This window comes from Gordonia jinhuaensis (assembly GCF_014639795.1).
Lineage (GTDB): Bacteria > Actinomycetota > Actinomycetes > Mycobacteriales > Mycobacteriaceae > Gordonia_B > Gordonia_B jinhuaensis.
On record NZ_BMGC01000020.1, the window covers coordinates 1 to 20,841 of the forward strand.

The 20,841-nt window shown below is 68.3% G+C and carries 20 protein-coding genes, 1 pseudogene and 1 riboswitch; of the genes and pseudogenes, 9 read left to right on the forward strand and 12 right to left on the reverse strand.

The window, feature by feature from the left end; translation table 11 throughout:
• Window positions 1–107: 107 nt before the first annotated feature.
• Window positions 108–515: a DUF7144 family membrane protein gene (locus tag IEW22_RS13185; RefSeq protein WP_188587079.1), complete on the reverse strand. Its 408-nt coding sequence runs from the start codon at window positions 513–515 to the stop codon at window positions 108–110.
• A 201-nt stretch (window positions 516–716) separates the two neighbouring features.
• Between IEW22_RS13185 and IEW22_RS13190 the strand changes: the two genes are divergently transcribed.
• Window positions 717–1,481, forward strand: a complete 765-nt coding sequence (locus IEW22_RS13190; protein ID WP_188587080.1) for an SDR family NAD(P)-dependent oxidoreductase — start codon at window positions 717–719, stop codon at window positions 1,479–1,481.
• A 21-nt stretch (window positions 1,482–1,502) separates the two neighbouring features.
• Here the strand turns inward: IEW22_RS13190 and IEW22_RS13195 are convergent, their stop codons facing one another.
• Window positions 1,503–2,690, reverse strand: coding sequence for a pyridoxal phosphate-dependent aminotransferase (locus tag IEW22_RS13195; protein ID WP_188587081.1), 1,188 nt, complete (start codon window positions 2,688–2,690; stop codon window positions 1,503–1,505).
• Between the two features lie 178 nt (window positions 2,691–2,868).
• Between IEW22_RS13195 and IEW22_RS13200 the strand changes: the two genes are divergently transcribed.
• Window positions 2,869–3,504 (forward strand): LppU/SCO3897 family protein, encoded by a 636-nt coding sequence (locus IEW22_RS13200; RefSeq protein ID WP_188587082.1) that lies wholly within the window; start codon window positions 2,869–2,871, stop codon window positions 3,502–3,504.
• Between the two features lie 87 nt (window positions 3,505–3,591).
• Here the strand turns inward: IEW22_RS13200 and IEW22_RS13205 are convergent, their stop codons facing one another.
• Both IEW22_RS13205 and IEW22_RS13210 read right to left on the reverse strand, forming a co-directional pair.
• The gene (locus tag IEW22_RS13205) at window positions 3,592–5,271 is read right to left on the reverse strand and encodes a DNA repair helicase XPB (protein ID WP_188587083.1); all 1,680 of its coding nucleotides are present in this window, start codon (window positions 5,269–5,271) and stop codon (window positions 3,592–3,594) included.
• 72 nt (window positions 5,272–5,343) lie between these two features.
• Window positions 5,344–7,746 carry a helicase-associated domain-containing protein gene (locus tag IEW22_RS13210; RefSeq protein ID WP_188587084.1) on the reverse strand — a complete coding sequence of 801 codons (2,403 nt, stop codon included), beginning with the start codon at window positions 7,744–7,746 and terminating at the stop codon, window positions 5,344–5,346.
• A gap of 134 nt (window positions 7,747–7,880) precedes the next feature.
• On the opposite strand from IEW22_RS13210, the gene IEW22_RS13215 reads away from it, so the two are divergent.
• The 4 genes and pseudogenes from IEW22_RS13215 (at window position 7,881) to IEW22_RS13230 (ending at window position 9,700) form a co-directional block, all read left to right on the forward strand.
• Window positions 7,881–8,087 (forward strand): hypothetical protein, encoded by a 207-nt coding sequence (locus tag IEW22_RS13215; protein ID WP_188587085.1) that lies wholly within the window; start codon window positions 7,881–7,883, stop codon window positions 8,085–8,087.
• Window positions 8,088–8,188: 101 nt separating this feature from the next.
• A pseudogene (gene moaC / locus IEW22_RS13220) lies at window positions 8,189–8,653 on the forward strand (cyclic pyranopterin monophosphate synthase MoaC); the annotation flags it as partial.
• Window positions 8,654–8,738: 85 nt separating this feature from the next.
• Window positions 8,739–9,254: a MogA/MoaB family molybdenum cofactor biosynthesis protein gene (locus IEW22_RS13225; protein ID WP_188587086.1), complete on the forward strand. Its 516-nt coding sequence runs from the start codon at window positions 8,739–8,741 to the stop codon at window positions 9,252–9,254.
• Window positions 9,251–9,700, forward strand: coding sequence for a molybdenum cofactor biosynthesis protein MoaE (locus IEW22_RS13230; protein WP_188587087.1), 450 nt, complete (start codon window positions 9,251–9,253; stop codon window positions 9,698–9,700). The genes IEW22_RS13225 and IEW22_RS13230 overlap by 4 nt, the downstream gene beginning before the upstream one ends.
• A gap of 141 nt (window positions 9,701–9,841) precedes the next feature.
• On the opposite strand, the gene IEW22_RS13235 is transcribed toward IEW22_RS13230, so the two are convergent.
• The 5 genes from IEW22_RS13235 to IEW22_RS13255 form a co-directional block, all read right to left on the reverse strand.
• Window positions 9,842–10,492: a transglycosylase family protein gene (locus IEW22_RS13235; RefSeq protein ID WP_188587088.1), complete on the reverse strand. Its 651-nt coding sequence runs from the start codon at window positions 10,490–10,492 to the stop codon at window positions 9,842–9,844.
• 7 nt (window positions 10,493–10,499) lie between these two features.
• Window positions 10,500–10,687: riboswitch (cyclic di-AMP (ydaO/yuaA leader) on the reverse strand.
• A 256-nt stretch (window positions 10,688–10,943) separates the two neighbouring features.
• Window positions 10,944–11,192 carry a MoaD/ThiS family protein gene (locus IEW22_RS13240; protein ID WP_188587089.1) on the reverse strand — a complete coding sequence of 83 codons (249 nt, stop codon included), beginning with the start codon at window positions 11,190–11,192 and terminating at the stop codon, window positions 10,944–10,946.
• A 2-nt stretch (window positions 11,193–11,194) separates the two neighbouring features.
• The gene (gene moaA / locus IEW22_RS13245; protein ID WP_373284185.1) at window positions 11,195–12,298 is read right to left on the reverse strand and encodes a GTP 3',8-cyclase MoaA; all 1,104 of its coding nucleotides are present in this window, start codon (window positions 12,296–12,298) and stop codon (window positions 11,195–11,197) included.
• A gap of 55 nt (window positions 12,299–12,353) precedes the next feature.
• On the reverse strand, window positions 12,354–12,875 hold the full coding sequence (locus IEW22_RS13250; protein ID WP_188587090.1) for a flavin reductase family protein: 522 nt from the start codon (window positions 12,873–12,875) through the stop codon (window positions 12,354–12,356).
• On the reverse strand, window positions 12,872–13,156 hold the full coding sequence (locus tag IEW22_RS13255; protein ID WP_308421396.1) for a hypothetical protein: 285 nt from the start codon (window positions 13,154–13,156) through the stop codon (window positions 12,872–12,874). The genes IEW22_RS13250 and IEW22_RS13255 overlap by 4 nt, the downstream gene beginning before the upstream one ends.
• Window positions 13,157–13,402: 246 nt before the next feature.
• Here IEW22_RS13255 and IEW22_RS13260 point away from each other — a divergent pair, with 246 nt between their 5' ends.
• Complete coding sequence (locus tag IEW22_RS13260) at window positions 13,403–13,822, forward strand: cold-shock protein (protein ID WP_188587091.1); 420 nt, start codon at window positions 13,403–13,405, stop codon at window positions 13,820–13,822.
• A 76-nt stretch (window positions 13,823–13,898) separates the two neighbouring features.
• Here the strand turns inward: IEW22_RS13260 and IEW22_RS13265 are convergent, their stop codons facing one another.
• Together IEW22_RS13265 and IEW22_RS13270 are read right to left on the reverse strand one after the other, a co-directional pair.
• Window positions 13,899–14,435 carry a DUF2771 family protein gene (locus tag IEW22_RS13265; RefSeq protein WP_188587092.1) on the reverse strand — a complete coding sequence of 179 codons (537 nt, stop codon included), beginning with the start codon at window positions 14,433–14,435 and terminating at the stop codon, window positions 13,899–13,901.
• Between the two features lie 3 nt (window positions 14,436–14,438).
• Window positions 14,439–16,451: an MFS transporter gene (locus IEW22_RS13270; protein WP_229742619.1), complete on the reverse strand. Its 2,013-nt coding sequence runs from the start codon at window positions 16,449–16,451 to the stop codon at window positions 14,439–14,441.
• A gap of 136 nt (window positions 16,452–16,587) precedes the next feature.
• On the opposite strand from IEW22_RS13270, the gene IEW22_RS13275 reads away from it, so the two are divergent.
• On the forward strand, window positions 16,588–17,475 hold the full coding sequence (locus IEW22_RS13275; RefSeq protein ID WP_308421397.1) for a DUF3027 domain-containing protein: 888 nt from the start codon (window positions 16,588–16,590) through the stop codon (window positions 17,473–17,475).
• Window positions 17,476–17,537: 62 nt separating this feature from the next.
• Window positions 17,538–20,411 carry a sacsin N-terminal ATP-binding-like domain-containing protein gene (locus IEW22_RS13280; RefSeq protein ID WP_229742621.1) on the forward strand — a complete coding sequence of 958 codons (2,874 nt, stop codon included), beginning with the start codon at window positions 17,538–17,540 and terminating at the stop codon, window positions 20,409–20,411.
• A 151-nt stretch (window positions 20,412–20,562) separates the two neighbouring features.
• Here the strand turns inward: IEW22_RS13280 and IEW22_RS13285 are convergent, their stop codons facing one another.
• Window positions 20,563–20,832 (reverse strand): DUF2530 domain-containing protein, encoded by a 270-nt coding sequence (locus tag IEW22_RS13285; RefSeq protein ID WP_188587094.1) that lies wholly within the window; start codon window positions 20,830–20,832, stop codon window positions 20,563–20,565.
• Between the last annotated feature and the right edge of the window lie 9 nt (window positions 20,833–20,841).

A 20,841-nucleotide genomic window follows, 5' to 3' on the forward strand; every position in this document is an offset into this window, starting at 1 on the left:
GCAAGTACGTGAAATGGCACGTCAAACGGGCTCACCACGCCGCCTGGCCGCAACCAACGAAACCAGCCGTCTACGCATCCAGACCCCTTAACTGAACGGTATTGGCGCTAGATCACGTCATCGTAGGGATCCCACGTCGACAGTGCCCAGATGGCGAACAGGTCGATCAGGATCAGCAGCAGTGCCCACCAGGTGTAGTAGGGCAGCCACAGGAAGTTCGCGATGATCGACAGGCACGCGAGGATGATGCCGCAGGTGCGGGCCCAGACGCGCCCGGCGAAAATGCCGAAGGAGATCGCGATGCCGATGATGCCCAGGATGATGTGGATCCAGCCCCACGACGTGGTGCTGAACTTGTAGACGTAGTCGTTGTCGACGATGATCAACTTGTCATTGGCAGCCGCGGAGATGCCCTCCAGCAGTGCGAGTATCGATGCGGTCAACAACAGGATTGCTGCAAGGAATACTGTCCCTCCCGCCAATCCTTGTTTGGCGGGATCGTGCCTCGAGGCCATTGGGATGCCTTTCGTTGTCACGGACGTGCGTAGTTCCTCAATAGTGGTACAGATGTGAAATCTGTTGGTGAAGATTGTCCTGTTCCAAGGAAATTCGTCTTCAGGATTGACTATTTGAGCGAGTTTTTCGATAAGTGTTTCTCGACAAACCGGAGAAATCTCCGCGCGAATGGCCGGAAAAATCGACAGGAAGGCATGCCGATGTGGACAGTGATAACCGGGGCGTCGTCGGGAATCGGCGAGGAACTCAGCAGACGGTTCGCCGCGCGTGGTGAGTCGCTGGTCCTGATCGCCCGGCGCGTCGAGCGACTCGATGCCCTTGCCGAGGAGCTTCGCGGACAACACGGTGTCGACGTTCTCGTCGTACCTGCTGATCTCGCCGATCCCGATGCCCCGGCTCGAATCGAGAGTGAACTCGCGACCGCCGGCGTCGAGGTCTCGTCATTGATCAACAACGCCGGCTTCGGTACCTACGGCGACCTGCTCGGGGCCGACCCGCAGCGGCTGGCCGACGAGGTCCAGGTGAATTGTGCAGCGGTGGTGGGCCTGACCGTGCGTCTGCTGCCGCAGATCGTCGACCGCGGCGACGGGTGCATCGTGATGCTCTCGTCGGTCGCGGCCTTCCAGCCGTTGCCGCATATGGCTGTCTACGGCGCGACCAAGGCCTTCGTCCGCTCGTTCGGCGAGGCGCTCTGGGGTGAGTTGCACGGCACCGGGGTGCGGGTGCTGACAGTGTGTCCGGGACCCACCTCGACCGAATTCTTCGAGGTGACAGGTGATTCGGCGGCATTCGGACGCATTCGCACTGTCGAGCAACTGGTCGACAACATCATGAACACACTCGACAACAGCTCGACACCGACGTTCATCGACGGTCTGCTCAACCGCATCACATCCGAACTCGGGTCGAGGTTTGTTCCCCGCCGCCTCCTGATCACGATCGCGGGCCGGGTGATGAAGGGCTGACGCGGGCGACGGCCGACGAACTCAGCCCAGCCTGCGCAACCGGGTCGCGGCCTCCTCGATCACTTCGTCACGCTTGCTGAAAGCGAAGCGCACCATGTGTTTCCAGGGATCGTCGTCGCCGCGTGGTACGTCGGGATCGACGAATGCGCTGACCGGGACCGCGGCGACGCCCACCTTGGCCGGCAGTTCCCAGCACAACTGCGCGCCGTCGTGATATCCGAGCGGCCGCGGATCGGCGCAGACGAAATAGGTCCCCTGGCTGGTGTGGACATCGAATCCGACATCGCGCAGCGCATCGGAGAGCAGATCGCGCTTGTGCTCGAGATCCTTGGCCGAGGTGGACACCCACGATTCCTCGGTGTCGAGAGCCAGTGCGATCGCCGGCTGGAAGGGGCCGCTGCCGACGTAGGTGAGGAACTGTTTGGCCGCGCGTGCAGCGGCCACCAGCGCAGGCGGCCCGCTGATCCATCCGACCTTCCATCCGGTGACGTTGAAGGTCTTGCCCGCCGACGAGATACGCAGGGTGCGTTCACGCATGCCCGGCCACGTCGCCAACGACCTGTGCCGGACGCTGTCGAATGTGAGGTATTCGTACACCTCGTCACACACTGCGATGACATCGTGGTCGACACATTCGCGGGCGATCGCCGACAGGTCATCGTCGGTCAGCACGGTGCCGGTGGGATTGTGCGGACTGTTCACCACGATCATCGCGGTGCGGTCGGTCACCGCGGCGGCGAGCGCCTCGTGGTCGAGACGGAAACCGTCGCCGTGGGGGATCAGCGGAACCGAGCGGCGCACGCCGCCGGCCATCGCGACCGTCGCGGCGTAGGAGTCGTAGTACGGCTCGATCAGCACCACCTCCTCGCCGGGTTCGACGAGGCCGAGCACACCGGAGGCGATCGCCTCGGTGGCCCCGACGGTGATGAGGACCTCGGTGTCGGGGTCGTAATCCAGGCCGTAGCGACGACGCTGCTGTGCGGCGACGGCCACTCGCAGTTCGGGGATGCCCAGACCGGGCGGGTACTGGTTGTCGCCGTCGGCGATCGCCTCGCGTGCGGCCCGCAGCATCGACTCGGGTCCGTCGGTGTCGGGGAAGCCCTGTCCGAGATTGACGGCCGAGTGTTCGACGGCGAGACGGCTCATCTCGGCGAAGATCGTCGCCGAAAAGGGGCGCAGGCGGGAAACCGTGGTTCGGGTGACGCTCATGAACTCAGGGTGTCACGACGTGACCACCCGTCGCAGGCCGCCCGGTATGGGGAATGCCATCTCGGCGGATCCCATCTCCCCGGTGGATCGCCGCGAGGGGTGCGGGGCGGGAGATGTCTGCAGGTCGGGATACGGTGTGCACCTGCACACCAGACGACCGGCGAGGAGTTGACCTGCGATGACCACCCCGATGGGCCCGCCCGGCCCGGGCGTCGGTCTGGGCTATGCCGATGGCGGCGGGTGGATGCCGATCCCCCCGAGTCCGGGCCCGCGGCGTCGGCGACATCCGGCCATCTGGATCGCGCTGGGACTGATCGTGCTGCTGATCGCCGGTGCCGTGGGCACCGGGATCTACCGGTTGTGGCACCCCGGTGGTCGCATCACCGCGCTGTCGCAGACCACGATCGGCGACTGCATTACCGTTCGGGGTGACTCCGATGCGCTGCGCGTCCGCAAGGCTGATTGCGACGCGCAGACATTCAGCTTTTACGTGGCCGAGAAGTACGCCCGCGGCGGGCGATGCTCCGATGACGGATACAACGTGTTGACCCAGCACGGCACCGACACCCTGCTGTGTCTGACACCGAATATGAAGGCCGATAAGTGCTATCAGTTCCCCTCGCGTACGGGCGGTGGGGGACTGGTCGACATCGGAGACATCGCCTGCGCCTCACCTCCGCATCGGGCGACGAATGTGGTTGTGCGCGTGACCCAGCGCGGCCACGATCTCGACCCGTCCAGCTGTACCGACGCCCTGGAATACCTCAAACCCCGGCGCGTCGTCTACTGTGTAGAACCCGTTCAGCGGAGGTGAGGTAGAACCCGTTGCGCGGAGCTGAGGTTGAACCCGTTCAGCGGAGCTGAGGTCGAACCCCGCTGCGCGGAAGGCGGATTCGATCCGTCAGCCGATCGCCGGACCGAGCAGGTCGTCGGCGTCGGTGATCCGGTAGGCGTAGCCCTGTTCGGCGAGAAAGCGCTGGCGGTGTGCGGCGTAATCGGCGTCGAGGGTGTCGCGTGAGACCACCGAGTAGAAGTGTGCCTGTCCGCCATCCTTTTTCGGCCGCAGCAGCCGTCCGAGGCGCTGTGCCTCCTCCTGGCGTGAGCCGAAGGTTCCCGACACCTGCACCGCCACCGACGCCTCGGGGAGGTCGATGGAGAAGTTGGCGACCTTGCTCACCACCAGGGTCGAGATCTCCCCGGACCGGAACTTGTCGAACAACACCTCACGTTCCCGGTTGCGCGTCGACCCCTGGATCACCGGCGCGTCGAGTTCGCGGCCGAGCTCCTCGAGCTGATCGATGTAGGCGCCGATGATCAGCGTCTGCGAACCCTGATGGCGGGCCAGGATCGACTTCACCACGTTGACCTTGGTGTGCGCGGTCGAGCACAGTTTGTACTTCTCCTCCGGCTCGGCGACCGCATACTGCAGTCGTTCCTCGTCGGTGAGGGTCACGCGAACCTCCACGCAGTCGGCGGGGGCGATCCAGCCCTGCGCCTCGATGTCCTTCCACGGCGCGTCATAGCGTTTGGGGCCGATGAGGCTGAACACGTCCCCCTCCCGGCCGTCCTCGCGCACCAGGGTGGCGGTGAGGCCGAGTCGGCGGCGTGACTGCAGGTCGGCGGTCATGCGGAAGACCGGCGCGGGCAGCAGATGCACCTCGTCGTAGATGATCAGACCCCAGTCGCGGGAATCGAAGAGATCGAGATTCTTGTACTCGCCCTTGGACTTTCGCGTCATCACCTGATAGGTGGCGATGGTGACGGGCCGAATCTCCTTGCGCTCTCCGGAGTACTCGCCGATCTCGTCTTCGGTGAGCGAGGTGCGCGCGATCAACTCCCGCTTCCACTGTCGCCCGGCAACCGTGTTCGTGACCAGGATCAGCGTGGTCGCACGAGCTTTGGCCATCGCCGCGGCGCCGACCATCGTCTTGCCGGCCCCGCAGGGCAGTACCACCACACCCGAGCCACCCGCCCAGAAGGTGTCGGCGGCCATCTCCTGATAGTCGCGCAGATGCCAGCCGCCCTCGGCCGATCCCGGCGCCACGCCGTCGTAGTCGAGGTCGATCGGGTGTGCCTCGCCGTCGACGTATCCGGCGAGATCGTCGGCAGGCCAGCCGACCTTGAGCAGCATCTGCTTGAGGCGACCGCGTTCGGAGGGATGTACGACGACCGTGTCGTCGTCGATGCGCGCACCGAGCATCGGCGCGATCTTCTTGTGCCGCATCACCTCTTCGAGTACCGCGCGATCGAGGCTCACGAGGGTGAGCCCGTGCACCGGACTCTTCACGAGTTGAAGCCGACCGTAGCGACCCATCGTGTCCACGATGTCCATCAGCAACGGCTGCGGGACCGCATACCTGCTGAAGCTCACCAGCGCGTCGACCACCTGCTCGGCGTCGTGACCCGCGGCGCGCGCATTCCACAGCGCCAGCGGCGTCACCCGATAGGTGTGCACATGCTCGGGGGCACGCTCGAGTTCGGCGAACGGCGCGATCGCCGCGCGGGCCTCGCCGGCCTTCTCATGGTCGACTTCGAGGAGAAGGGTCTTGTCGGATTGCACGATCAGGGGTCCATCGGTCACCCGGTCCATTGTCCAGATCGCCACGACATCTGTCCCGCTCGGGCGGTGATCTCGGTGTTCGCCCGTGGCGAATCACTCCAGCAGCTCGACCTCGCGGATGCGATGGATGGGGAAGCGCTCGGTCTCGCCGCTGTGGACGTCCTGCGCGGTCAGCGATCCCGCGGACAGGCCGCGCGGAGCGACCACATGGCGCGACGCGCCCCCGTGGGCGTCGACATAGTCGACCCGCACGCGTCGCCCGGCGCGCAGCGCCAGCTGCAGCAGCGCGACCACCGAAGGCCCCGATCCCGTGGCCCGCACGCCGCCTTTGCCCGACGTCGCAGTGGCCTCGGCGGCGTCGTGGGCGCGGATACGTCCTACCACCGCGGCGAGCTGGTCGGATGCCGGTGCCGGTGGCCGGCGCGGGCGCGCGGTGCGCGTGCGGCGCGACGGTGTCACACGCGATCCCCGCACCGACAGATCCACCACCGCACCCGAGGCGTCCTCGCCGGCCGGTGCGAAGCCGGCGGCGCGCAGCCGATCGAGGACCTCGCGTACCGAGGCGGGCGAGATGGCGACCGTCGGTGCCAGCGCGCGCAGCGCCAGATCCTCGGCCGCCGGTGAACTGAGCACCGCCGCGAGCATCGTCGGATCCTCGCAACGGATGAACGACCCCGCCACACCCACCCGCAGCTGTCCGTGGCGGCGGCCCACGTCGGCGACCAGATATTCCAGCGACTGCGGCACCGGGGTACGCGAATGTGTGGTGAACAACGACAGGATCTCGCTGGTGCTGCGGCCGGCGTCGAGTGCGCGACGTACAGAGTTCTCGGTGACCCGGTACACCGATGCCGCACCCCCGGATTCCAGCTCGGCGACCAGTGCCAGCTCCTCTGCCAATTCCGGGATGAGCGGCCCCGGAGCGGTCACCGTGAGGTCGGCCTGGGTGAGGAAGTGGTCGATCGGTGCGGGCAGCGCCGCGGCCATCGCGGCGGTGACCGCCTCGGCATCCGAACCGATCAGCGCACGCCCGGATTCGGTCAGTGCGCCGTGGGCCACCAGCCCCACCGACTGCGCTTCGGCCAGCGTCGCGGCGACGGTTGTGCGTCCCAACCGTCGTGCCCACCGTGGATGCCGCCACGCCAGCGCCGCCACCAGGGTGTCGGTGTCGACATGGGTGCCCACGGCCGCGGTCGCCAGCTCCGCGAGAACCATCCGGCGTTCCACCGGCGCCGACGAGTCGAACAGGTCGCCGGACAGTGCCGCGATCGTGGTGCCCTCGCGGGTCTTGCCGCCGATCTGCCACGGACGCCGGGGGAGATCGAGCCACGCCGCGGCCAGACCGTGCCAGCGCACCGCGGGGTTCTGGTGGGCCCAGGCGTCGAAGGCGGTGGTGGGTGTCCAGGCGATCTCGCCGTCGTCCGATGCGGGCGGCGGGTCGGGATAACCGGTGTCGATGAGGTGATCGCCACCGAGGATCTCCAGCAGCAGGGCCACCCGGTTCACGTCCACGCCGATGTCCTTGGCGATGCGGCGCTGTTCGCGCACACCGAGTCCGCCGGCCCGCAGGACGGCGGCTGGTCGGGCGGCGAGGGCGTCGAGGATCATGCCTGCGTGGCGGATCAGTTCGAGTGCCTCACCGCCCGAGGCCGCTTCCACGGCGGCGGGACCGAATCGGGTGTGCGCGCCGCGCGCCGACGAGATGTCGGTGAGTACCGGTGCGCGCAGGTCAGCGGGTTCGCTGACCGGTTCGTCGCGCAGCAGCCTGCCGACCACCGGCGGCAGCTCGACGGTCTGGTCGTCGACACGGGCGAGGAGTCCCGCGGCGATGAGCGAGGGGATGGGGCGTGCCGGGTCGGCATCGGGTGCGGCGTCGCGCGAGCGGCCGAGCGGCGAACCGCCGGCCAGCGTGTCGAGGAGTTCGCGTGGCCGATCGTCGAGTGCGGCGATCTCGTCGCGCAGCTCGGCGAGGGAACGCGCGGCTGTCGGGCCGATGGTGTGGCGCGCCGTCCACGGAAGCGCGGCGGCGGCATGCGGACCGGTGAACAACGCCTCGTCGGTACCCCAGATCAGGGCGCGATCGCGGAGCAGATCGACACGGGCGACGATGTCGTCCTTCTCCGCGCGGCCGTCGAGGAGGTCGACGATCGACTGCACACCCACCGTCGTCACGGCGGGCTGCTTCTTCGCCTTGTTCGTGCTGGTCTTGTTCGTTGTGCTGGCCGAACCCGTGCTGGCCGAATCCGTGCTGGTCGCCTGCGGCGGGTTCGCCGACAGATGCAGCAGTGACTCCAGCACGGCGACCGCGAGCAGGTCCAGGTCCTCGCCGACGAGATTGACCGACCCCGAGGACTGCGCGCGCTGCGCGAGCACGGCGGTGCCCGCAGGCGGCGGGCTGGCGAGGTCGGGCCGCAGCGTCAGCAGTTCGACCAGTTGGTCGTCGCTGCGGGAGGTGAGGTCAGCGGCCAGATCTGTGGTTCCGGCGTCGTCGGTCATCGCCGACCAGTCTAGTTGGTCGGACTCGTCGGGCGCGGCGCGCTCAGATGCGCCGTCGCCGACGTCACGTCCGCGACGACGACTCGGTGCCCGACGGGGTATGGCACCAGGCGGGGCATGGCACAATACGCACCGTGGCTGAGAACGAGAGCGCTGGCAAGAAGGAACTCGAGAAGTACGTCGACAACGGCTGGCCCCGCACCGAGAACGGACAGGCCGTCGAACACGCGGTCTCCGAGTTCGCTACCGAGGTCGCGGGTGCGCTGTCGCCCTACGGCGACACCGAGTTCCCGATGAAGCACATCCCCTTCATCCAGCCGAAGACCGTCATCAACCGCTGACGGTGACCCGGCGTACCGACGACGATGCCGCGGACGAGTCGCCCGCGGCGGCGTCCGGGGTTGCCGACGCCGCTGCTGCTGACGAGTCCTCCCGTGGTCGCCTGACCCACCTCGACGCCGACGGCGCGGCGCACATGGTCGACGTGTCACACAAGACCGACACGCGTCGTCGTGCGCTGGCCGCAGGTACGTTTCACACCACCGCGCAGGTGATCGATCTCCTGGTGGAGAACCGCCTGCCCAAAGGGGATGTGCTCGCCACCGCCCGGATCGCCGGGATCATGGGGGCCAAGCAGACCTCATCGCTCATCCCGCTGTGCCATCAGCTCGCGCTGGCGTCGGTGGCTGTGGACTTCGACGTCCACGACGACCGGATCGACGTCCTCGCCACCGTGACCACCACTGATCGCACCGGAGTGGAGATGGAAGCGCTGACAGCAGTGTCGGTCGCCGGTCTCACCCTGCACGACATGTGCAAGGCCCTCGACCCCCGCGCGCGCATGGACAATGTGCGTCTTCTCGAGAAAGACGGTGGGAAGAGGGGACACTGGAGGCGTGACGGATCCGACTGGACAGACGACGGCGACGGGACACACGAGCGTCTCGGCGCCCGGCACGACGGAGCAGATCGCGGCGGGGCAGATCGCGGGGATGGCCGAGATCGGCCAACCAGCCGCTGACATCGCGCCGCCACGTCGCCGTGCGCGGGTGGTGGTGGCCTCGACCCGCGCCGCACGCGGTATCTACGCCGACCGGACGGGACCGGTCATCACCGAGTGGCTGGTGGACCGGGGATTCGAGGTCGACCGCATCGACGTGGTGCCCGATGGTGAGCCCGTGGGTGCGGCGCTCTACGGCGCGATCCGCGATCAGGTGGCCGTGGTGCTCTCCACCGGCGGCACCGGGCTCTCGCCCACCGACCAGACGCCCGAGCAGACCCGACCGCTCCTCGATCGGGAGATCCCCGGCCTGGCCGACGCCATCCGCGACGCCGGCCGCGACGTGGTTCCCACTGCGATCCTCTCGCGCGGGGTGGCCGGGATCGCCGGTGCCACCCTGGTGGTCAACCTCCCCGGGTCGACCGGTGGTGTCCGCGACGGTCTCGGGGTGCTCGACGCGGTGCTGTCGCACGCCCTCGACCAGATCGCCGGCGGTGACCATCGGTGACTGCCGACACCCAAGCCGCGGTGATCCGCGCCGAGATCGTCTCCGAGCCCATCGCGCTGACAACCTATGAGCAGCTGGTCGCCGAGGCCGCCGGCGGTGCGGCCGGCGCGATCGTCGGCTTCGTCGGGGCGGTTCGCGATCACGACCACGACCGCGATGTCGTGGCGCTGGGATATTCCGCACACCCGAGCGCACCGGCGGTCATCGCCGAGGTGCTCGCCGAGGTCGCCGGAGAAGCCCGTGGGGTGCGTGCGATCGCCGCTGCCCATCGAATCGGCGATCTCGTGGTGGGGGATGTCGCCTTCGTGGTCGCGGTGGCCGCCGATCATCGCGCCGAGGCCTTCGGCACCTGCGCACTGGCGGTGGATGAGGTCAAGCGCCGGCTGCCGGTGTGGAAACACCAGATCTTTGCCGACGGCGATGACGAATGGGTGGGGAGCGCCTGAGGTTCATCCGGACCCCCTCCATTGGAAAAGGACCCCGCACGGGAGTGAATCCGCGTGCGGGGTCCTTCGTCTGAGGGCAGCCGTGGCGGCTGCTGCTACGACCCCGTGGTCGAGAGCCCTGTCGATCAGGGCTGGTGTCGATCAGGGGAGGTTCAGCTGGTCCTTGTACTGGGTGTACAGCTGGTCGGCCTGGACGGGCACCTTGTAGCCGCTGGCCTTGGCCTGATCCCACAGCTTCACGATCTGGGGATCGACGGGGTGACCGGCCTTGGCCGCATCGGCGATGTAGGCGTCGACACCGTCGACCACTGCCGACTGATCGTCAGCGGCGGGAGCCTCGGTCTTGGGGGCCTCGACCTTCGGCGCGGCCGGGGCCGGCTTGGGGGTCGGAGCGGGAGCGTCGCTCGGGTTGGCGCGCGGTGTCGGCGCACCCAGTCCGGTGCCGCACACAGGCCATGCGCCGGGACCCTGCGAGGCGAGCACGTTCTCGGCGACGTAGATCTGCTGCTGCTTGGTGGCCTGGTCGGCAGAAGGCGCGAACTGGGTTCCGCCGTTGGCGGCCCAGGTGCTCGGGCTGAACTGGAGTCCGCCCTGGTAGCCGTTGCCGGTGTTGATGGCCCAGTTGCCGCCCGACTCGCACTGCGCGACCTGATCCCACTGGGAATCGGTGGCAGCACTGGCATTGCCTGCGCCGAAGACGGCAGCAGCGCCGCCGCCGAGGACGGCCGAGGTCATGGCGACCTTGGCAACGTTGCGACCGGTGGTGGACTGCTTGCGATGACGTCCGGACATGTGTGTCTTTCCCTCTCTCCACGCGCCTACGAAGTGAGCTGTCGGGTTCGAGCGAGAGGTTGCTCGGCCCTGCTGTCGCAAGGGCTACACCCCGAGGACCTTTACAGAAATGAGATCACTTCCGTGAAGATCCGATCTTCGTTGCCGAAGGGATTGGGTTCCCCGTCCTCACTCCTGAATCTGTTGTCGTTCTTGATCGTTCGCGGAGTGAGGCTCGGCGCGGCGAACGATCCGTTGTTGCGTTGTCTTGGATGACCAGCTGTCGGTCGAGACAGACGCTACGTGCTGACGGCCCGAATGTCACAACTTTGAAACGATGGGAATTTCGGGCATGTCCGACAGGTCGGCACGCCTGTGGCAATCCGCGCTGCTCATCGGCCTGAGCTCGGAACGTGTCCTGGCTGTTACTCTACCGTTATGTGACGAACGTCACGTGGCTGGGAGCGGGCTGTCAGCCTCCTGCGAAGGGCGGGAGCACGTCGATCGCGGTGCAGGGCGCCAGCCGGGTCTGCTTGTCGCGCACCGCAACGGAGTCGCGCAGATATGAGCACCGCGCCAGAACCTTCGCAAGATCGGGGTGTCCGCGGCCGAGCAGATCTTCGAGATCTGACATCGTGGCGGTATCGGGAACGTCCACGACCACCGAGTCGGTGTTCGCCGCAGCCGCGGCCGCAGCGAAGTAGCGGACAGTGATGCGCACTCTCAGCCGCCGATCGCCGACATCGGGCGCGACGGCTGCAGAAAGCCGGGGTCGTCGATCGCATGGCCCGGCAGTTTGCCCCAGGTGTTGACTCGCCAGAGCCGGGCGATGTCCTCGTCGTCGGCACCCGAACGCAATGCCGATCGCAGATCCGTCTCCTGTGACGCGAACAGACAGTTGCGCAGCGCACCGTCGGCGGTGAGTCGGGTGCGATCGCAGGCGCCGCAGAACGACGAGCTGACCGAACCGATGACGCCGATGCGCGCCGGCGCGCCGGTGTGGTCGCGGTACCCGTCGACGATCCAGGTCTGTGCCGGTGCCGAGCCGCGTTCGTTGTCATCGGGGAGGAGTGCCAACGACTCCTGTAACCGAGCGAGCACCTCGGCGGCGGTGAACATCTGCTCTCGCGACCAGCTGTGCTGCGCGTCGAGGGGCATCTGTTCGATCACCCGCAGCTGATACCCCTCGTCCAGGCAGAACTGCGCCAGATCGGGGAGATCGTCGAGTCCGTGCGGCGCGGTGGCCACCGCGTTCACCTTGATCGGGGCCAGTCCGGCATCGCGTGCGGCGGCCAGCCCGTCGAGTACATCGTCGAGCCTGTCCCGTCGGGTGAGGGCGGCGAAATGATCGCGGTCGACAGTGTCGAGTGAGACGTTGACCCGATCGAGTCCGGCGTCGGCCAGCGCGTCGACGCGCCTGCGCAGCGCGAGCCCGTTGGTCGTGATGGCGATCTCCGGTCGCGGCTCGAGTGCGGCGGTCGCGGCGATGATGTCGGCGAGATCGGCGCGCAGGAGAGGTTCGCCGCCGGTGAACCGCACCGATTCGACATCCAGGCGGGTGACCGCGATCGAGATGACCCGCGCGAGCTCGTCGGCGGTCAGCACCTCGTCGCGGTCGAGCCAGTCGAGACCTTCGGCGGGCATGCAATAGGTGCAGCGCAGATTGCACCGGTCGGTGACCGACACCCGCAGATCTCGGACCGTGCGACCGAACGTGTCGACCATCGGGCCTGCGACCGGCATCTCCACCGGCGACGATGCACCCGACCCGGTCGGCACCGGACGTGGCGGGAGCAGGCGCGGCAGTCCCAGGTGTGTGGCGGTCACCTGGTCGAGGTTAGTAGCCCGGCGAATGAGGCGCAGACGCCTCGCTGCGGGCGGGTCAGCGGATCGCCCTGGTCTCCAGAGCGCGGAAGGTGCTGGCGTGGAACACCAGCGGGTCCACGCCGACGTCGGCGTGCAACGACTCGATGCGCAGGAGCACGAGGATGTGGTCGCCTGCAGGTATCTCGTTGTAGATCGAGCACGAGAGCTGGACGGCGGAATCAGGGATGAACACCGCGCCGTCGGCGGTGGTCAGCGGCTCGATGTCGTCGAATCGGTGCTCGGCCGGACCGGCGAGCTGGCGGACCAGGCCGCCCTGATCCTTGGCGAACACGCTGACGCCCAGTCGCGGTGCGTTGCGCAGGCGCGGCCACGTGGTCGAGGTGTTCTGTACACACAGCGAGACCAGCGGCGGGGTCAGCGACACCGTGGTGAACGACGACGCCGCCATACCCAGCCGACCCTCTCCGGGGTCGGCGCATACGGCGACCACACCCGACGGGAAACAGGAGTAGGCCGCGCGCAGTGCGGCGGCGTCGGTGGTGGGAACCAGGTCGGGGGAGTTGATCGGGGTACTCATCGGTCGGCGCTGGTCTCCCGGTCGGTGACCGATGACGCCGCGCGGTCGGTGGAGACCTGCGCGTCGACGGTCGCGGGATGTCGCCGACCGGCGGTGAGGGCAAAAATCAGCCCGAGCAGAAACCCGATCGGAGTCAGCATCGAGAGCCCGTAGACGAGCGTGGGCGCCGAGTGGCCGCCGTCGACGGCGGGTATCAGGAACATCAACGCGGTCGCGACCAGGCCGATCACGAAGACCACCCCGGCCAGGATCAGAAGCCAGTTCCGGTGTCGGATGCGCATGACTACAACGGTAGCCCCTCCGGTGCTGATCACAGCCTCGGCAGCGTTCGTACCGACGTCCCGGGTGCCTCGGTGACGACGGCCGGTAAACTGTGTGACAACGAGGCGTCCTGCCGTGGGCCATTCGGTCCCGATGCAGGGCGCTTTCCTCATGAGCCGACTCCTTCGGGGGACGCTCACGAGTGATGACAGTGACGATGACAGTCGGCGATGATGTCGATCTGCGATGACGAGGACGGGTGCGCGGTGCCTACCGGCAAAGTGAAGTGGTACGACACGGAGAAGGGCTTCGGTTTCCTCTCCCAGGACGACGGTGAAGACGTCTATGTGCACTCGTCGGCACTTCCGTCAGGCGTCGAGGCGCTCAAGCCGGGTCAGCGTGTGGAATTCGGCATGGCCGCTGGTCGCCGCGGACCGCAGGCCCTGTCGGTCGCGGTCCTCGACCCGACCCCCAGCGTGTCGAAGAACATGCGTGAGCAGGCCCGGCGTGATCGTGACGCCAAGCGCCACTCACCCGACGAGCTGCATGGGATGGTCGCCGACCTCATCACGTTGCTCGAGGCCAAGGTCCAGCCTGATCTGCGCAAGGGGCGCTACCCGGATCGCAAGACCGCTCAGCGGATCTCCGAGGTCGTGCGCGCGGTCGCTCGCGAACTCGACCACTGATTTCGCCGGTCGCTGAGTTCGTCGACCACTGAGTTCGCCGGTCACTGGGTCCGTCGGCCGTGTCAGGTGAGGCGGGTCAGGCCGGGAGTTCCAGTCCCTCGGGCCGGGTGTCCACGCCCAGGTAGCCGCGGATGACGAATTCGTTCTCGGCGGTCTGCACCTGCGACGGTGCCTGCACCTCGAGGGTGACCAGCGTGCGGTCACGCGAGGTGGGGATCGTCAAGGTGTAGGTGCTGTTCGGCCGGAAGTACTGCGACCTCGTGATCCCTCCGGCCGGCGTCAGGAACTGGCTCACCAGCCGCCACGGCCCGGTGGCCAGCTCGTCGGACACCGTCAGCACGACGGTGTCGCCCGGGTCGACGGCGAAGCGTGTGGGCGGGTGGGGTTTGTTGACGTTGGCCGGGTGGCATGCGGTCAGTTGCACTGAACACCACACCATCGGCTCGACGCGGGTGAACTTCTTGCCGGCGGCGATCTGCAGATAAGGCAGATCGTCGTTCTCGTCGTGGTGGCCGACGGTGAGCGCGGCCACGGTGGAGCCGACGATGACAACGAACACCATCGCGACGATGAGGATGATTGCGATGGCCTTCTTCTCGGCAGACGACAGCACGTGTCAACGATACTGATCGGTCGCACGGTCCCCGTCGGGGACCGGGATGGCGCCGCTCGGCGCAGCCTGCTCGGGTCGTTTGCCGCCGAGTCCGGGGACCAGCGTGCCGCCGCGATGGGTGAGCACCGTCTGGGTGAATCCGAGGACCATCACCACCGCGACCACCCCGAAGCCGATGCGCAGATTAGGCGGTAGGAGCACACCGAGCGCCGCACCCAGCACCCACGCGAGCTGCAGGACGGTTTCCGAGCGGCCGAAGGCCGAGGCCCGGGACTCCTCGGGCAGATCGTCCTGGATCGACGAATCGAGGCTGACCTTGGCGATGGCACTGGTCCCCGATGCGATGAGCGTCGCGATCACCGCGACCAGCAGGTTCCCGAAGACCGCTGTGGCGATCGCACCGAGCACCGCGGCCGTGGTGGTCGCCAGCACGATCCGTGACGGTTGCGGCAGGTCGAGCCGGGTGCCGGCGGCGTTGCCGATGAAGTTGCCGATCCCGGCGGCCGCACCCACCGCGCCGACCATCGCCAGCTGCACCCAACCGCTCTGGTGTTCGTTCGACTTGGCGTAGAAGGCGATGTAGATGGTCAGGAAGCCGGTGAGGATGCGGATGGTGCCGTTACCCCACAGGCCGGTGACCACGCCCCGGCCGAGCGGCTGGCGCAGGTGCTTGGTCAGCGCCGCGCGGGAGAACTTGCGCTTGCGTGTGCGGGATTGCTGACCGTCGAAATCCTGATGGATGGCAGGTTCGCCGTGATAGGTGAGGGTGGTGGGCACCTCGCCCTCGGTGGACTCGACCCATGCCGGTATCCGCAGACAGCAGATCCCGGCGATGATGGCGGCCACCGCCAGCCACAGCATCGCGCCCGGGAAATGCCAGGGCAGCAGTTTGCCGAGGAAGAACTCGAAGAGCGTGGCGATGGCGCCGCCGACGATCGTCCCGCCGACCAGACCGAATGTGGTCAGCCGGGAGTTGACCCGCACGAGGTCGATGCCCTCGGGTAACACGCGCGGGGTGACCGCCGACTTCAGCACACCGAACGATTTCGACATCACCAGCAGACCCAGCGCGGCGGGGTAGAGCACCCACGGGTCATACGTGAGTTGTCGGGAGACCGGATCCCACCCCGAGTTGGCGATGACCACTGCGGCCAGCAACGCGCGGACGGCGAAGGTGGTGGCCATCGCGATGCGGCGGCCGCGCTGGATGCGGTCGAGCAGCGGGCCGATGACTGGGGCGATGATCGCGAACGGGGCGATCGTCAGGAGCAGATACAGCCCCACTTTGCCCTTGGATTCACCGCTCGCGGCGGCGAAGAACAAGGTGTTGGCCAGTGCGACGGCCATCGCGGCGTCGATCGCGTAGTTGAGCACCACCGGCCGCAGCAATGCCGTCAGGCCGGATTCGACGGCGCCGTCGGCGGTCGCGGCGCTGTGGATCAGCCCGAACACGCGGCGGGTGAACTGCCGGGTGCGGTGTGCCGCGACGCGGGTGACCGTCAGTTTGGCCGGACCGCTGCGACGCTCCTCGTCGGCGTAGGCGGTGGTGCGATCGGTGGTGTCGGCATTCAGTGGTGGCAGATGCGGATTGTGGGTGGGCGGGGTGCGGTAGGCGTCAGCGCCCCCGGTGCCCCCGGCCCCCGTGGCCGCCCCGGAGTCGCCGGGCGCCGGGCGTGGGGTGCTCGCGCCGTCGGGCGGATAGTGCGAATAGCCCGGATGCGGTCGCGGGTTCGGTCGTCCGGGACCAGAAGCGGCCCGCGGATCGCGGTCGGCGGACGCGGTCTCGTGCGGGCTGCCGCCGTGATGAGTGGACTGGGGCCGCGCGTTCTGGGAGGGGTGACCGGGACCGGGTTGGCGGACACCGGTGCGGTGTACGCGGGTCTCATCGGCGCTGCCGCCGCCACCCGAGGCCCGAGTGTCGACACCGGACGGCGAGCCGTCGTCGCGGTGCCCACGTCCGCTGGAGGTCCGCAGCGCGCGCGTGGAGAGATCGCGCAGTCTGTGTCCTCGGCTCACCCGCTCCATTGTTCCGCACGGTGGGGCACGCGACCACCACCGCATCGGTGTTTTCGGTGTGCGGTGTGATGCGGTCGCCTGGGGCGGTAAACCCCTCCCGAGATGTTCGTGCGCCCGATGCGGCACACTGGAGACCGTGAATGCGGTGATCGATTCCCCCTCTTCGACCGAACCGGCGATCGATGCTGCGTCCGCGCGAACAGAGGAGCGGACGCCTGACGATCTGGTCGCCGAGCACGCGCGCGTACTGCGTGAACGGGTGCAGCGTCAGGACACCGTGGCGATGCTCGCCGCGGCGGTCGGTGTGGCACGCGGGGCCATCGAGGCCTGCGGCGAAGGCGGTGTGGGCGTTCACCTCGACGCCGTAGTCGAGGGTGACTGCGCGGTCACCCACTATTTCGATGCCGAGATCCCCGGCTACCGCGGCTGGCACTGGTGCGCGGTGCTCGCCGGCTACCCGGGCGGCGACGAGGTGACCGTCAGTGAGATCGCGTTGCTGCCAGGCAGCGGTGCGCTGACCGCACCGGCGTGGGTGCCCTGGACCGAGCGCGTGCGTGCCGGCGATCTCGGGCCCGGCGACGTGCTGGTGTCGCCGCCCGATGATCCGCGGTTGGTGCCCGGTTATCTCGACAATGCCGACCGCACGCCCGTCGACGACCCGCAGGTCAGCGAGGTCATGCTCGAGGTCGGCCTCGGTCGCAAGCGGCTGCTCAGCGGTGACGGCCGCAGCCAGGCGGCCGCCCGGTGGAGCGGTGGTGAGTACGGGCCGGATTCGGAGATGGCCCACTCCACCCGACTGCACTGCCAGTCGTGTGGCTTCTTCGTGCCGGTCACCGGGGCGCTGCGCGCCGAGTTCGGCGTGTGCACCAACGAGTTCGCCGCCGACGGCCGGGTTGTGCACTCCGAATACGGTTGCGGCGCACATTCCGACGCGGTGGTCCATGTCGACCAGGCGACGGTCTATCCGCCCTATGACGACGGTGCGGTGGAGGTCGTCGAGGTGACTGCGGGCAGCCCGGCCTGAACACGGCGCTGATCGACCCCGACGCCTCCGACCCCTTCGCTACCGCATCGCTGCGTCAGTCGGTGTTGTCGTCGTGGTCGAGTTCACCGACTCGGCTCGCCGAGGATGCCGCGGTCGAATCCGACGTGGTGCGTATCGACTACCGGGATCGACTGATCACCGAACTCGCCGCGAATGCCGCCGATGCGGCCGGCGAGGCCGGAATCGCCGGAGAGCTCGCCGTGTGGCTCGAGGGCGACCGGCTGCACGTGGCCAATCGCGGTGCGCCGCTCACCGCCGCCGGTGTGCGTGCACTGACAGCGATGCGGGTGTCGCGCAAACAGTCCGCAGATGCTCGGGATCGGCGAACGTCTTTCACCCCGGTTGGACGGTTCGGCCTCGGCTTCCATGCGGTGGCCACGGTCGCCGACGACGTGGAGATCCGTTCGCGCGCAGGCGGTGTCGAGTTCAGTCGGGATGGCACCATGCGTGCTGTCGAGGGAATCGGCATCGGTGAGATTCCGCCGGAGGGGGTGCCGATGCTGCGCTTGGCGTGGCCGGTGTCCACGCCTCCTGCCGACGGTTTCGACACCGAGGTGATACTGACCCTGCGTGCCGACCTGAATGCTGACGCGCTGCTCGGTGAGATCTCCGCACAGGCGGCCGATCTACTGCTGGAACTGCCTGTGCTGCAGAGTATCTCGATCGCAGAGAGGTACCTCATGCGTCGCGGCGTCCCGCTGACGGTGGTCGGCACGCGCAGCGGCTCCACTGCCGGATCCGATGTCGCCGAACAGCTCTCGCACGCCGGCCTGGTGATCCTCGACGGTGCGCCGGCCCGTGATCGGGAGTGGGTGGCGCTGCGCGGTCCGGTCGCACGATGGTTCGTGCGCGGTACCCCCGACCACATCCGGCCGGTCGGCCCCGACGTCTTGCGCGCACCCACCCGCACCGACATCGAGCTGACGCTGCCCGCGCGACTGGTCGCCGAACTGCCGCTCACACCCGATCGGCGGATGCTCGACCCCGAGGCACTGCGTGGCAGCGGGGCGCTCGCGGCTGTTGCCGAGGGCTACGCGGCGGCGCTGGCGGAGTTACCCGCCGATCAGCGACTGTCACTCGTCCCGCAGCCAGGGCTGGCAGCCGGGGCGGTCGATGAGGGCCTGCGCGGCGCACTGCTGACCGAACTCGCCGGTGGTCGGTGGTTGCCCGGCGCGGCGGGAACCGATCTCATCGCCTCACGGGCGATCGTGATCGCCGATCTGACCGACAAACTCGCCGCGGTGCTCGGCGAATTGTTCACCGATCTCGCGCATCCGGTGGTCAGCGAGTCCGCGGACCTGCCCCGCCTGCGGTCGCTGGGTGTGACCGAATGGGGGCTGGCCGATCTGGTCGAACGGTTGGCCGACGTGCACCGGCCGCCGCGATGGTGGGGCCGTCTGTATGACGCGCTGGCCCCGCTGATCTCCGACGATCGCACCGCCGGTGAACTCGGCGCTCTCCCGGTGCCGCGAACAGACGGCCGGATGCATGTGGGAGTGCGCGGACTGTTCTCGGGAGACGGTGTGCCCGCGTCGGTCTCGTGGGTTCCGATGGTGCATCCGGATGCCTCGTCGACGCTGCTCGACCGGCTCGGAATCGAACACCTCGATGCGCAGACCCTGCTCGGCGACGCATCGCTGCGCGCCGCGATCGACGACGAACGAGACGGCGTCGACGACCACCTCGACGGTGACGCCGACCTTGATTCCGATGTCAAGGCCGACGACGTGAGTGACCTCGCGATCGCGGTCCTCGAGGTACTCGCCGCCGACGACTCGGCCCGCGTGCCGTCGTGGCTCGGCGGATTGCTGCTGCCCGCGCAGGAGGGGGGTGTCGAGGCGGCCGACGAGATGTTGCTGCCCGGCGGGCCGCTGGCAGCGGTGCTCGTCGACGATGCGCCGTTCGCGACCGTGCGCCGCGACATCGTGGACCGCTTCGGCGTCGGGGTGCTGCGCCGCCTCGGTGCGGGGTGGGGCTTTTCGCTCGTACACGAGGAGTATCCGACAGCACCCGATCACGACCTGCCCGACGAGTCGTCGTGGTGGGATTCCCGCCCGGAGCCGCCGACGGAGATGGTCGCGGTGCGTGACCTCGATCTGGTCGCCGACGACTCGTGGCCGGCGGCGCTGACGATGCTCGCCGAGGACCCGGTGATCGCCGACACGCTCGCCGACCGCAACGGCTACACCGCCTGGTGGCTGCGGCATTTCGCGACCGTGACCGACGCCGAGGGCACCGCTCGTCGCCTTGGGGAGTTCCGTGCGCCATCCGACGAGGCACTCGCGGGTGTCTACGAGGTACTCGACCACCCGGCCGCCGACGCGTTGTCCGGCGCCCTCGCCCGCGCATCCGCCACCGACGCCGCACAGGCCGCCGACCTGCTCGACCGGCTCGGCGACCCGTCGCGTGACATCGACGCCGGCACGGCCGCACTGGTCCACGGTGAACTGGTCGACGCCTTCGTCGAGGGGGCGTTCGGCCTCGACCAGCTGGCCCCGCCGGCCACGGTGCGCACGCTCGCCGGCACCACCACGGCCGACGGCATCGTCGCCGACCGACCCTGGTATCTCCATGTGGTCGACCCGGCTCGACTGGTCGTCGTCACCGGCGGCTCCGGCGAGCCGCACCAGCGGGCGCGGCGCCTGGCCGAACTCCTCGACCTCCCGACGGCGTCGGAGGCGATCGACGCGCGGGTCCTCGGCGTCGGGCGCCCGTATCGGCGTACCGGTTCGCTCGCCGTGCGCGCGATGCTGAGCTACCCGGTGGGCGAGGTGGGGCCGGTGGTCCACGTGCACGACGTCCTCGAGGTGCAGGTGAACGAGCGCGAGGGATCAGGAGAACGCGACGCCGTAATCGTGGCGGTGCCGTGGTGGGTCGACGGCAACGCCGAGCTGCACATCACCGCGGACAGCTGAAGACCGACGGGTCAGCGCGCGAGTATCGAATGCGGTGATGAGTCATGAGACCTACCGGGACCGGGACCAAGGTCCCGAACCGTGGTCGAACCCAGTAGATGTCATCGCCGTGATCTGATCCCTGTCGGCCTGGGCGTGCGGTGGCGGTGGGTCAACGCAGGCCGCGCTGCGCGGTGCGGTCGCCGCGACGGACCGCGGCCCGTTGTGCGCCGACCAGAGCAGCACCGATAGCACCCACCACCAGGCCGGCGATGCAGATGGACAGGGCATTCGTGCCTCCCAGTCCGGTCACGCCGACGACGATCGTCGCGATCAGCCAGATGGTCATCCCGACGGCGATCACCGGTTCGGGGATCACCAGCGCACGGGGCAGTTCGGGGATCTGTGCCGTGGTGTGCTCGCGCGGCTCGGTGTCGGCCATGGCCATCAG